This is a genomic window from Polaribacter sp. L3A8 (genome assembly GCF_009796785.1).
Lineage (GTDB): Bacteria > Bacteroidota > Bacteroidia > Flavobacteriales > Flavobacteriaceae > Polaribacter.
This window is the reverse complement of sequence record NZ_CP047026.1, coordinates 4,110,200-4,123,458: the sequence shown is the minus strand read 5'-3', so window position 1 is coordinate 4,123,458 and position 13,259 is coordinate 4,110,200. Positions and strand designations below refer to the sequence as shown.

The 13,259-nt window shown below is 30.2% G+C and carries 13 protein-coding genes and 1 pseudogene; 8 read left to right on the top strand and 6 right to left on the bottom strand.

The window, feature by feature from the left end:
• The first annotated feature begins 3 nt into the window (after positions 1-3).
• From GQR92_RS17270 to GQR92_RS17260, 3 genes are all read left to right on the top strand, one after another.
• A complete protein-coding gene (locus GQR92_RS17270) occupies positions 4-303 on the top strand; it encodes a DUF2752 domain-containing protein (protein WP_158841696.1) in 300 nt (99 codons plus the stop codon).
• A 9-nt stretch (positions 304-312) separates the two neighbouring features.
• The gene (locus GQR92_RS17265) at positions 313-645 is read left to right on the top strand and encodes a CCC motif membrane protein (protein WP_158841694.1); all 333 of its coding nucleotides are present in this window, start codon (positions 313-315) and stop codon (positions 643-645) included.
• A gap of 150 nt (positions 646-795) precedes the next feature.
• A complete protein-coding gene (locus tag GQR92_RS17260; protein ID WP_158841692.1) occupies positions 796-3,423 on the top strand; it encodes an AsmA family protein in 2,628 nt (875 codons plus the stop codon).
• A gap of 70 nt (positions 3,424-3,493) precedes the next feature.
• On the opposite strand, the gene GQR92_RS17255 is transcribed toward GQR92_RS17260, so the two are convergent.
• Positions 3,494-3,934, bottom strand: coding sequence for a DUF5362 family protein (locus tag GQR92_RS17255; RefSeq protein ID WP_233269906.1), 441 nt, complete (start codon positions 3,932-3,934; stop codon positions 3,494-3,496).
• A 148-nt stretch (positions 3,935-4,082) separates the two neighbouring features.
• Positions 4,083-5,324, bottom strand: a complete 1,242-nt coding sequence (gene rocD, locus GQR92_RS17250) for an ornithine--oxo-acid transaminase (RefSeq protein ID WP_158841690.1) — start codon at positions 5,322-5,324, stop codon at positions 4,083-4,085.
• 202 nt (positions 5,325-5,526) lie between these two features.
• On the opposite strand from rocD, the gene GQR92_RS17245 reads away from it, so the two are divergent.
• From GQR92_RS17245 to rlmD, 4 genes are all read left to right on the top strand, one after another.
• Positions 5,527-5,892 (top strand): c-type cytochrome, encoded by a 366-nt coding sequence (locus GQR92_RS17245; protein ID WP_158841688.1) that lies wholly within the window; start codon positions 5,527-5,529, stop codon positions 5,890-5,892.
• A 256-nt stretch (positions 5,893-6,148) separates the two neighbouring features.
• Positions 6,149-6,628: a hypothetical protein gene (locus GQR92_RS17240; protein ID WP_158841685.1), complete on the top strand. Its 480-nt coding sequence runs from the start codon at positions 6,149-6,151 to the stop codon at positions 6,626-6,628.
• A 13-nt stretch (positions 6,629-6,641) separates the two neighbouring features.
• Positions 6,642-7,337 carry an OmpA family protein gene (locus GQR92_RS17235; RefSeq protein WP_158841683.1) on the top strand — a complete coding sequence of 232 codons (696 nt, stop codon included), beginning with the start codon at positions 6,642-6,644 and terminating at the stop codon, positions 7,335-7,337.
• A gap of 100 nt (positions 7,338-7,437) precedes the next feature.
• Complete coding sequence (gene rlmD / locus GQR92_RS17230; RefSeq protein WP_158841681.1) at positions 7,438-8,892, top strand: 23S rRNA (uracil(1939)-C(5))-methyltransferase RlmD; 1,455 nt, start codon at positions 7,438-7,440, stop codon at positions 8,890-8,892.
• Between the two features lie 226 nt (positions 8,893-9,118).
• Here the strand turns inward: rlmD and GQR92_RS17225 are convergent, their stop codons facing one another.
• Both GQR92_RS17225 and GQR92_RS17220 read right to left on the bottom strand, forming a co-directional pair.
• On the bottom strand, positions 9,119-9,544 hold the full coding sequence (locus GQR92_RS17225; protein ID WP_158841679.1) for a type II toxin-antitoxin system VapC family toxin: 426 nt from the start codon (positions 9,542-9,544) through the stop codon (positions 9,119-9,121).
• The gene (locus GQR92_RS17220; protein ID WP_158841677.1) at positions 9,534-9,788 is read right to left on the bottom strand and encodes a DUF6364 family protein; all 255 of its coding nucleotides are present in this window, start codon (positions 9,786-9,788) and stop codon (positions 9,534-9,536) included. The genes GQR92_RS17225 and GQR92_RS17220 overlap by 11 nt, the downstream gene beginning before the upstream one ends.
• A 78-nt stretch (positions 9,789-9,866) precedes the next feature.
• Here GQR92_RS17220 and GQR92_RS17215 point away from each other — a divergent pair.
• Positions 9,867-10,052, top strand: a pseudogene (locus GQR92_RS17215) (23S rRNA (uracil(1939)-C(5))-methyltransferase RlmD); the annotation flags it as partial.
• A 32-nt stretch (positions 10,053-10,084) separates the two neighbouring features.
• Here GQR92_RS17215 and GQR92_RS17210 read toward each other — a convergent pair.
• Complete coding sequence (locus tag GQR92_RS17210; RefSeq protein ID WP_158841675.1) at positions 10,085-10,546, bottom strand: DUF6702 family protein; 462 nt, start codon at positions 10,544-10,546, stop codon at positions 10,085-10,087.
• Positions 10,543-13,125 (bottom strand): sulfatase-like hydrolase/transferase, encoded by a 2,583-nt coding sequence (locus tag GQR92_RS17205; protein WP_158841673.1) that lies wholly within the window; start codon positions 13,123-13,125, stop codon positions 10,543-10,545. Before GQR92_RS17205 ends, GQR92_RS17210 begins: the two co-directional genes overlap by 4 nt.
• Positions 13,126-13,259: the final 134 nt, after the last annotated feature.

Sequence of the window (13,259 nt, the reverse complement as noted above, 5' to 3'; positions counted from 1 at the left end):
ACTATGTTTTTAACTACAAATGATTATTTACTGCCTTGCCTAAATAAATCGCTCTTTGGGATAGATTGTTTAGGTTGCGGAATACAAAGAGCATTTGTGTTACTTATAAAAGGTGAGTTTACAGATGCTTTTAAAATGTATCCTGCTATTTATACATTGGTTTTATTTGCGCTCTTTTTATTGATCAACTATAGAAAAAAATTTAAAAACAGTAAAAAAATAATTATTTCATTCGCTATTATAAACCTTCTAATTATTATAATTAGTTATGGTATTAAAATGAAACCTATATTTACACTTTAAAAAAACAAAATGGAAAAACAAAACTTACCCAACGCAACCACGTCTTTAGTACTTGGTATTTTATCTTTAGTAACTTGTATTTGTTACGGAATTATTGGTTTACCTTTAGGAATTATCGCCTTTATTTTAGGACATAAAGCTACTGTTAAATACAAACAAAACCCAGAAGAATACAACAGTGTAGGAAACGCAACAGCTGGTAAAATAACCGGTATTATTGGCATTATCTTAAACACTCTTTTTATTTTAGTAATTGTATGGGTTTTTTATAAAATTGGTTTAGATGCTTTACAAGACCCTGCTTTGTTAGAACAAAGAGTAAACGAAGTCTTTGGGCAATAAATTACCTGAAAAAAATAATAAATACTGTAATTCTTACCAAGAGTTACAGTATTTTTTTATGTACGATTCTGATACATTTAACGTTCTATAAACATAAAACTATGTGTCTAAATTGTATTTTTGCAGTTGACAATTAATCAAGTAGAAAAAATGGCAAATACAGAAAAAACAAAAAAATCAATAGGTAAAAAAATTCTAAAATGGGTTTCTATTGTTGTATTACTGCTTGTAATAGCCGTAATTTCAATTCCTATTATATTTAAAGATAAAATTGTTGTAATGGTTACAAATACCATTAATAACAACATAAATGCTACAGTAACTTTTAAAGAAGCAAACTTAAGTCTTCTTAAAAACTTTCCTTCTTTAAACTTAACGGTTAATGATTTGGCAGTGGCTAATAAAGAACCTTTTGTGGGCGACACTCTATTTAATGCTAAAGAATTAAGTTTAGCTTTAAATATTACAGAACTTTTTAAAAAGTCTGATGAAACACTTGCTATTAAAAACATTACTACTAAAGAAGGAGACATCAATATCATTTTTGACAAGGAAGGAAATGGTAATTTTGATATTGCTAAAACCACAAAAGAAACCACTACTTCTAGTGACGAGAGTTCTTTTTCTTTAAATATTGATGGGTATGAACTAGAAGACATCAATTTTAATTATCTTGATAGAAGCACCAATACTAAATTAAGTATTGATAGTATTTACCATACTGGTGTAGGAAATTTTGCAGAAGATGTTTTTAATTTAGACACCAAAACAACTGGTTTTGTTTCTTTCGATTTAGATAACACAAACTACCTAAGTAAAGTTAAAATTTCTTTAGACGCCGTTCTTGGCATCGACCTAAAGAACAGTAAGTACACCTTTAAAGAAAATACAGGGTACATTAATCAGTTGCCTTTAGAGTTTGATGGTTTTATTCAACTAGTTGGTAACAATCAAGTATATGATCTTAATTTTAAAACACCAACGTCTTCTTTTAAAAATGCTTTGGCGTTGTTACCTAAACAATATGCAGGTAATTTAGAATCGATTAAAACGGAGGGTAATTTTGAAGTAAATGGTTTTGTAAAAGGAACTTTGTCAGACAACACAATTCCTGCTTTTGATATCGCAATCATTTCTAAAAATGCTTTGTTTAAATATGCTGATTTACCAAAATCTGTAACTAATATAAACATAGACACTAAAATTGTAAACAAAACAGGCCTTATTAAAGATACCTACGTAAGTATTGATCAATTCAATTTTAAAATTGATGAAGATGTTTTTTCTACCAACGGAAACGTTCGTAATATTACTACCAACCCAAGAATTAATATAGCAGCTAAAGGAACTATTAATTTAGCTAATATTGGTAAAGTATATCCTGCTCCTGTAAAACAAGCATTAGCAGGTGTTTTAAAGGCAGACATTACAACCAATTTTGATATGAATTCTGTTGAGAAAGCCAACTACCAAAATATTAAAAATGCTGGAGAAGTTACCGTTAGTGGTTTTAAATATGAAGGTACAGATGTTGCAAATACTTTTTTTATTAACAAAGCCAAGGTTACTTTTAACACCAACGCTATTAAACTAAATGAATTTGAAGCAAAAACAGGAACATCAGATTTATCGATAAATGGAAATTTAGATAATTTCTATGGTTTTATCTTTAAGGATGAAGTTTTAAAAGGAAACTTTCTTTTAAACTCTAACAACCTTAAAGTAGCCGATTTTATTGCTGCAGATGAATCTACGGAAACAAAAGAAACAACAACCGCTACTTCTACCTCTACTTTAAAAATCCCTGCATTTTTAGATGTAAAGTTTACAGCAAATGCTAAAAAAGTAGCTTATGACAATATAAACTTAACCAATGTTTCTGGTGATCTTTACATTCATAATGAAACTGTGGATTTAAAAAATCTTAAATCTGATATATTTGGAGGAAACATTGCTATGAATGGAAATGTTTCTACAAAAGGAAAAACGGCTAGTTTTAAAATGGATTTAAACCTTTCTAAATTAAATATTGGTGAATCTTTTGGAGCGTTAGATATGTTAAAATCGATTGCTCCGATAGCTAAAACGATTGAAGGTAAAATGAACTCTACCATTACCATTTCTGGGAACTTAAATGAAGATATGACACCTAATTTAAAAACCATTTCGGGTGATTTATTAGGTCAATTATTAGATACAAAATTAAAGGTGAGTAATTCTAAAATGTTAACCACATTAAGTGACAAAGTAAGCTTTTTAGACATTAGCAAATTAAATTTACATGAAGCCACAGGGTTGTTTTCTTTTAAAGACGGACAAGTAACGGTAAAACCTATTAAACTTAATTACCAAGATATTGGCATGCAAGTATCCGGAAAACATGGTTTTGATCAAACAATGAATTACGATATTGTTTTTGATATTCCTGTAAAATACTTAGGTGCTGATGTAACCAATTTAATAGCAAAATTAACTGCTAAAGATGCTGCTAGCATTAAAAGTGTTCCGGTAAAAGGAACCTTAACAGGTAGTTTTGGAAGTCCTAATTTTTCATCAAACATTAAAGATGCAACAGCAAACTTGGTAAAAGACTTGGTAGAAAAACAAAAAAACGCTTTGTTAAATCAAGGAAAAGACAAACTAAAAGACTTAATTGGTATTGATACTAAAAAAGACTCTACCAAACAAGAAGATGTAAAAGACAAAGTTACTGATAAAGTAAAAGATGTTTTAGGTGGCCTTTTTGGAAAGAAGAAAACTACAAAAAAAGAAGAATAATTTTACATATTTTAGTTCATAAAAAAAGGGAAGTATATGCTTCCCTTTTTTTATGAACTAAATTTACTTATTAAAGAGCTCCAAAAGCAGCAGCAACAAATAATAAAGCATATAAGGATAAGGTTATAATTGTAAAGACTCCAATAAATTTATAATGCGATTTTAGCATTTCGAAAGATTTTGTTAAAGTTTCATCACTTTTAGTTGCCAATGCTTTTTTCATCTTCATAGAAAATTGTAGTAAATAATACACCGGAAAAAAGTAAACAACAGATAAAACCAAGTAAGTTGCAGTCATGGTTGCCCCTAACCCTTTTGGTATGTTTGGTTGCATTTGAGCTGCTAATTCAAAAATAGTAGTCGAAAAAATGGCAAAAACCAACATTAACCCAATTAATATAAACCCCATAATTGATAAAAACTTAGCCCATTTAGCGGTTTCTTTTAAAAAGCTTTTAGCAGCACTCGTTATTGTTAATTGCTCTAATTGTGTAATAGGATTGTTTATCATAATTTAAGTTATATGGTTTAGTCTGTTCAAAAATAAACAAAAAAAAGAAGCCACGAATTCACAATTATAATTTTGTGCATTCGTGGCTAAATATTTATCAACTTGTTCTTTTTACATCCGCAGAAACAACAAGCATTGGTTTACTTACTTATTTAAATTCAGAAATTGTATTTTTAATAATAGCAATACAATCCATTAACTGCTCTTTATTCATCACCAAAGGTGGTGCAAAACGAATAATATTTCCATGCGTAGGTTTTGCTAATAAACCGTTATCACGCAATTTCATACAAATATCCCAAGCAGTAGAACTATCTTCTGTATCGTTAATTAAAACAGCATTTAGCAACCCTTTACCTCTTACAGATTTTACCAAATCGTTTTCCTCTGCAAATGCAGTTAATTCGGTTCTAAAAATTTGCCCTAATGTTTCTGCATTCTCTGCTAATTTTTCATCAGCAACAACTTCTAAAGCAGCAATTGCTACAGCGGCAGCAATTGGGTTTCCTCCAAATGTAGACCCATGATTTCCTGGTTGAATAACATCCATAATGTTGTTATTTGCCAAAACAGCAGAAACAGGATACGCTCCACCACTTAGCGCTTTACCCAAAATTAAAATATCTGGTTGTACGTTTTCATGATCTACGGCTAACATTTTACCCGTTCTTGCAATACCTGTTTGCACCTCATCTGCAATAAAAAGTACGTTATAATCTGTACACATTTTTTTAGCAGCTGCTAAATAACCTTCAGAAGGCACATAAACACCAGCTTCTCCTTGTATTGGTTCTACTAAAAATGCAGCAATATTATTACTACTTTCTAAAACCTCTTGTAATTCTTGTAAATTATCATATTCAATTTTGATAAACCCTTTTGTATATGGTCCAAAATTCTTTCTGGCCACAGGGTCATTAGAAAAAGAAATAATAGTAGTTGTTCTTCCATGAAAATTATTTTCACAAACCACTATTTCTGCTTTATTTTCTTTAATTCCTTTTATTTCATACGCCCATTTTCTTGCAATTTTCAAAGCCGTTTCTACAGCTTCTGCACCAGTATTCATTGGTAAAAGTTTATCAAAACCAAAAAGTTCGGTAGCAAATTTTTCATATTTTCCTAACACATCATTATAAAATGCTCTAGAAGTTAAGGTTAATGTTTTTGCTTGATTTACCATAGCATCTACAATTTTAGGATGACAGTGCCCTTGATTTACAGCAGAATATGCTGATAAAAAATCATAATATCTTTTTCCTTCTGCATCCCAAACATATACACCTTCACCTCTACTTAAAACCACTGGAAGCGGATGATAGTTGTGTGCGCCATATTTGTTTTCTAATTCGATTGCTTCTTTCGAAGTAAGTTTGTCTAAAACAGTCATTTTTTTTCGTTTTAAATGTTTATAATTAAATAACCATTCCTGTTCTACCTTTATCCTTTCAGTGAAAACTGAAAATTCAGCGTGGGAAAGAAATCATCCCCGAAGTTTAGCAAAAGTAATGAAATATTTTAACGTGACTTTTATCATAATAAAAGAAAAAACATCGGATTATTTTTACGATCATTTTTAATCTAAACTTACAATGAAAAAAATTATATTAAGCCCTATAGCACTCTTTTTTGTCTTATCTAGTTTTACCTTAAAAAAAGAAACAATTACACATACAAAGTCTTCTTTAGAAAATGGAAAAAAACTTTTTAACAGTAAAACATGTAGTGCGTGTCATCAAGAAAAAGTAAAAGTTGTAGGCCCTTCTTTAAAAGACATTGCGGCTAAATACAAAGCAAAAAAAGGAAGCATTGTGTTGTTTTTACAAGGAAAAGCGAAACCTATTGTAGAAACAGATACCGGACAAACAGCAATTATGCAGACAAGTCTTAGTATTACAAAAACTATGAAAGTTGAAGATTTAAAAGACATTTCTGAATATATTATGAATATTAAATAATACATAGCCTCTAAATTCTTTAAAGCGTTGCCACTGTAAAAAGTAGTAACGCTTTTTATTTAGATTCTTTTTTTACATGAAAATGTTATTTGTATCAGAAATTACTAAATCTTTCTTCTGTAATTGTTTTTAATTAAATTTCACTTAAAATAATAGTGACTATTTACAAGTAAACGTGTCAAAAAAACTATAGCATATTAAAAAAGAAAATGCCAACAAGTATTCTTAACTTTACAAAAACTAATTTATATTATTTATGAAAAAAATTTTATGTGTTGTCTTATTATTAACAGCAATGATTGGGTGTAAATCTACATCAACAGTCAATACTAAATTAGACAATAAAACCGAACGCAGTTTAAAAGGAAACTTCACAATTACTGATGTAAACTTCCCAGGATCAAATTATTTAAAAGTAACCTCTTTTAATTTAGCAGATTCTAAATGTTTAATAGGTAGTAATTGGAACTTTGTTTCTAATAACAATAAAGGAGAAATGGCACTAAATAGCCCAAGTACTTCTTGTAAAGAATTTAGTTCTCCAATAACTTGGTATGTTAATAAAGAAGGAAACTTTGTATTAAAAATTATTAACGATTACAAAGCAAAAAAAGTTAACAATGGTTTTGTTTTAAAATTGATAAATTTAACTCCTACAAGTTTTGATTTAGTTGACAAAATTAACGTTGCAGGACAAGAAAAAAACATTACATATACATTTCAACAAACTAATTAATAAAAAAAAAACGATGAAAAAAACAATAATTTATAGCTTAGCAGTAATACTAATATCTTTTGGTACACTAACATCTTGTGAAGCTGTTAAAAATGCAAATAACACCCAAAAAGGTGCTGGTATTGGTACTGCTGCAGGTGCAATTTTAGGTGCTGTAATTGGTAACAATGTTGGTAACGGAAAAAACTCTGAATTAGGAGCAGTTTTAGGTGGTGTAATTGGTGGTGTTGCTGGTGGAGTTATCGGTAATAAAATGGACAAGCAAGCTAGAGAAATTGAAGAAGCTTTACCTGGTGCAGAAGTAGAAAGGGTTGGTGAAGGAATTATGTTAACTTTAGGTGAAAACGCTGTTAGATTTGACACAAATAAAGCAACTTTATCTGCAGATGCAAAAGCAAATTTAGAAAAATTAGTTCCTATTTTTAATAGTTACGAGAACACTAATATTGTTATTTATGGTTATACAGATAGCACTGGTAGAGTAGAATACAACCAAACTTTATCTGCAAAAAGAGCGAGTTCTGTAAAAGACTATTTAACAACTAAAGGTTTAGGAAACGCAAGAATTGAAACCAAAGGTTTAGGTGTTAATGATCCTATTGCAACGAATGAAACTGCAGAAGGAAGAAGCAAAAACAGACGTGTAGAATTTGCTATTGTAGCAAACGAACAAATGATTAAAGAAGCTAAAAAAGAAGCTGGAAACTAAACAGAATCTTACAATTATAAAAAGGCTACTCAAATGAGTAGCCTTTTTTGTTTCATCAAACTATATTTTCCCTAATTTTGCAACCATAAACAATGTAAGAATGCCACGTAGAGAACGAAATAAATTTGTAAAGAAGAATCAAGTTTTAGAATTAAAAATTGAAGATTACGCTTTTGGCGGAAAAGGAATTGCAAGACTAAAATCTGAAGACGGTAGTTTTGTTATTTTTGTACCCAATACCTTACCTGGTCAATTGGTAAAAGCACAAATAAGTAAGTCTAGTAAGAACTATGCAGAAGCGAAACTAATTGATGTTTTAGAACCATCTGAAGATGAAGTTGAAGTACCTTTTCAAGATATTCCTGGGGCACCTTACATTCAATTACCAATCGAATTACAACATCAATATAAAAAAGAAAGTACTTTAACCTTATTTAAAAAAATAGGAAAAGTAGAAAATATTGAAGATCTTTTTGATGAATTTGTAACTTCTCCAAATGTATTTCATTACAGAAATAAAATGGAATATGGTTTTTCTGCAATTGGTTATGATAGAATTAACAAAACAGATAAAGACGAGTTTACACTAGGTTTTAAAAGACGTGGTGTTTGGTGGATGGGAGATAATCTAGAAAAAGACTCTGGTTTGTTTGATAAACAACTAGAAGACAATCTAAAAAATATTCGTCAATATTGTATAGATACTGGTTTAGAACCTTGGCATGGACCAAAAAAGACAGGTTTCTTTAGATACTTTGTAGTAAGAAAATCTTTTAAAACAGACGAATTACTATGTAATTTAGTAACCACTTCTCCTGAGTTAGAGAATTTTGATTTACAGAAATTTACAGATTTTCTAAAAGGTATTTTCGGAGATCGTTTAGCAGGTTTATTGCATACTATAAATGATGAAACTGGAGATAGAACTATTGCAACTGCTGGTAGTTTAGACTTGGTGTATGGTAAAGATAAAATTGTAGAAGAATTATTAGGCTTAAACTTTGAAATTAGCATGAAAAGCTTTTTTCAAACAAACCCAAAATGTGCCGAAAAATTATACAACAAAGTTGTTGAATATGTTTTAGAAGATAAAACGAAAGTAGACAATACGGTTGTGATGGATTTATTCTGCGGAACAGGAACTATCGGTCAGATTGTAGCTTCTAAAAGTGAAAATGCAAAAATTATTGGTGTAGATATTGTAGCTTCTGCTATTGAAGATGCAGAGAAAAATGCCAAAAGAAATAATATTGATGGGGTACAATTTTATGCTGCTGATGTTGGTAAGTTTTTAATTGCACATCCTGAATATCAGAATAAAATTAAAACCATTATTTTAGATCCTGCTAGAGCAGGAATTGCACCAAAAACCTTGCAAAAAATAATCAACTTAAATGCAGACAGAATGGTGTATGTTTCTTGTAACCCTGCAACGCAAGCAAGAGATACAGAATTGTTAGCTGAAGCTGGATACCAGATTAAAAAAATTAGTTTAGTAGATCAATTTCCTCATACGAGTCATATAGAAACTGTGGTTTTGTTTGAGAACAGTTAAATTATATTCTGATGTAATACAGAAATTTATATGATTTTATCATTTTAAAAAAAACTATTAAAACACTATTATTAATTGGATAAATAGAGGTTTAATAGCAATGGATTTTACCCATTTGTAAATGTGTTTTCAAATAATATTCGCTTTAGCCAAACTATTTTTTAATAAGTATTTTGGCTAAAGCCATCTGTGTAATTTATTAATAACATCCAACTAAAGTTGGATACTATTTATAGAATTTTATTTTTAAAAAATTAGTTGGTGTCATAACTGCAATTTTCGAGTTTTTGTAATCTTTAATATTTCGAGTTATGATTGCGTCTAAACCGCTAATGTTTAAAGCAGAAGAATACTGAATAGAATCTTCAAAATCCTTAAAATTATTTCTCAATGCTTGTGAAATTTCTTGTTTTGTAGTTCCTACTATTTCAGTCATTTCTGTTAAAGCATCAATAATTTCAAGCGTTTTTTTATGACCTAAATACCTTCTAACAATATAATAAATGTTATTAATGCTTACTGCTGATAAATATATAATTACATCTCCCTTTTCATTTAACTCAAAAATTTCGCTTGCAGCATTTGCAAATGGTGTTCTGTCTGTAAAAAAATCAATAACCACATCAGAATCTATAAATAATTTATAAACCATATTTTTTAGATAATTCTTCTGTTAACGTTTTCTTGTAATCGATATCAGTATCTGTTTTTATAATACCTCTTAACTTACTTACTTTATAAGAAAGTTCTTTTTCCTTCAATACATTTTCAGGCGTTGTTATAAACTTGAAATAATTTTCTACCATTTCAGACAAGCTTTGTCCTTTTTCTTTCGCATATTTTTTTGCGATTTCTATCACTTCTTTTTCTAAAGTTAACGTTAATTTTGTGTTCATTTTTTATTCTTTTCACAAATATACGTGTTTATATTTTAAATTAAAACACGTGTAATTTTTAATATTATAGTTTTTACAAAAACCTTGCAAAAAATCATCAACTTAAATGCAGACAGAATGGTATATGTTTCTTGTAAGCCTGCAACGCAAGCAAGAGATACAGAATTGTTAGCTGAAGCTGGATACCAGATTAAAAAAATTAGTTTGGTAGATCAATTTCCACATACGAGCCATATTGAGACTGTGGTTTTGTTTGAGAAATAAAAAATCTAAATACTAAATAAGCTTAAATTATTTTAATTATAATTTAAGCTTATTTCTCTTCTTCCCTTATGTAGTCTAAAGTCTTTAAACGTATTGTTGATGTCTAATTGAACAATATTAGAGTGCGATACTAGATTCAGTAAAAATTCATTTTTTATGGTAACTGACTTTATATTATCTGTATTTTTAGATAAGAAACAGATCACTTTTGTATGATGTTCTCCTGATTGTACATCTAAAATTTGTGGTATTAACTTTTTACCATCAAACTCCCAACTTGTTGATTTGTTTAAATAGTTACCAAAATCTTCTTTAGAGACATGCAAACTACTAGACTCACCAAACTTGACAAAGTTTTCTTCATCAAACTCAATTTCTAGCATTAAAACATGCCCTCTTTTTATCACATTAAATGTTGCAGAAATAGATTCGTGTACATCATTTGTCATGTTAATATTTAAGAAAGCAAAACAAGCTACTATTAAAATTCTCATTTTACAATAATTTTAGAAGTTCCTAATAGTTTTCCTTCTTTTAGAATACTCAAAACATAAACTCCGGCACCTGTTATGTTATTTATTTCTAAAACACCTATCCCCTGTTTATCTCGAATTAACTTTCCATTTATGGAAAACAATTTAGCTTGATACGATTCTGAATTGGTAGATATGATTGCAAAATTACCATCATTAGGGTTTGAGTTGATATAATATCCTAAATCTTTTAAAGCTAGCTCTTTTGTACCTAAAGTAGCGCCACAGCTTTCATCTAAACTTGTAGTTGGGTCGTCCGTTGCAAACGGATTTATATTTGGGTTGGTATCATCACAATCATACGCTTTTACAAAACCATCTCTATCTGCATCCACATCATTTAAAGCAGCAGCATTACTAATAAAACTATCGTTAAAACTTCCTTTCATACATCTAGAAATCTGAGGAAAATCTTGCGTTACCACATAGTAATATTCAAAAGTTTCTTCACCTTGGGCAGTTGTTAAAGTCACGGATGCTTCAATTCCGTTACATTCGTCTAAATCTCCTTTTCCTGCTACGTAACCAAAATCATTCGTGTATTTTCCGGAATACGGACCACAAGGAGCACTAAGTCCATCTCCAGGTCGTAAACCGCTTTTTAATTGAAAACTCGGAAACATTTCTTTAATATTACCTTCTTTATCTGGTCCAAAACGATATAAAATAGGAAAACCATCTGATGCCCAACCTACTTGTAAAACTTCTGCTGGTGCAGATTTTAATGTAGAAATTCCTTCTTCTAATTCTTCTACATACTCAAACATGTTTCCATGATAATGATAGCCTGAGTTTGGGTTTACATGAGCAGAAGCGCAATCTAAACCAACAAAATCTCTTCCATCGCCAATATTTGTTGTAGGTTCAAAAACCCAATCCCAATTATATTGACCTGTATTGACATCTTCAAAAATAAAAGGTGTTGCAGGTGCAGGCATCATGTACACACCATTTAAAGCGATTCCAAAAAAGTTAACAGGTCTACCATTTGTTCTAGAAATACTAGTAACTTGTCCTGATAATTTAGGTTTTAAATCGAATCTGTATACCCTATAATAAGGTTCTGGGGTTCTGTTTGCTACAAAACAAAAATTATGGTTTGGGTAATTGTTAGAGTAAACAACTCTTTCGTTTTGTTCTACAAATTCGTAATAAACACTTGGGTTAGATGGTGTGCCGCAACAATCTATATTGTCATAACTTAAAACATCTGTAGTGCCACAAGTATTATTACAATCATCTATGGTAGTTTCTGTTCCATTTTTAATTCCGTCATTACAAGACCAATCATTTCTAATGGTTTGCGCTTCTTGCTGTAACATGGTTTTAATAGTTTCTTGCGCTGTAGTTAAATTGCCTATTAAATTGGTTTCTTCTTTAATATCTGTAACAATATTGTAAAACTCCTCGTTACCGTTAGCATCTTCAATTAATTTATAGGTATCGTTTCTTGTTGCCCAATATTGGATACCTCCATTTTCATAATCGGTGTAATTTATTTTTCTTGAAACTTGGTTTTCAAATTTTAATGTAGGTTTTAAACTTAAACTATTTTCTGTTCCTCCTAACAATTGTACTCCTGCTAACTCTAAAATGGTAGCATGCAAATCGGCTGCTTGCACCAAACTGGTTTCTACTTCATTTACTCTTTCTACAGATTTACCAGTAATAATCATAGGTACACGAATTCCTCCTTCATATATAGAAGCCTTTGCGTGTCTTGATGGCCAATAATTGTTTGCCTGACCAGGCGTACCGTTATCACCAATAAAAATGATAACTGTATTTTCTAACGTTTCTGCATCCATGCTTTTTATAAGCCTATCTATTTCATAATCCATAGATTCTATCATAGATAAATAAGTAGATCTATTATCTGTAGGTGGTGTAGTATAAGTTCCTGCTGGTGGTGCTTGAAAAGGCAAATGTGGTGCTACCTGAGCCAACCATAAAAACCAAGGTTTTGTTTGAGCATCAATCCAAGAAATTGCGCTATTGGTTAAATGCGTTGTTACATATTCTGTTACTTGCTCTTCATTTCCATTAGAGTTTACTTTGGTCCAATTGTAATAATCAGAAACCTGGCTTGTAAAAAGCCCTTCATAATAAGGTACACCAGAATCTTTTGGGTGACTGTAATTACTAGCATCATTACCACCAATATGCCATTTACCAATTAATGCCATGGCATAATCTGTTGTACTTTGTTCTTTTATCTTTGTAAATAATGAAGTATGACTCGTATCTAAAATTAAAGGAGGTCTCATAACTCCTGTTTTAATACCAAATTTACCACTCATTATTGCTGCACGCGTTGGTGTACATTGTGGAGCTGCCCAACAATTGGTAAAAGCAAGCCCTTTTTCTCTAAAAGAATCTAATGTTGGTGTAATGGGTAAATCTTCATTAATACCAAATCCGGGAGTAGCATCAATCCCCATATCATCTGCAATGATTAACAATATGTTGGGAGATTGTTGTTGCCCAAAATAACTAGAAGTTGAAAAAAGTAGTACTAAAACAGGTATTAAAATTCTCATTTTTGTTTATTTTTGGTTGTTGATAAACATCAATTAGTATAAATACATAAAAATACCACTGATGTTAAATTAGTGCAATTACATGTTTAGACCTACTATTATGGCAAAAGTTTAATTGTATGCAGTTTTTTTTA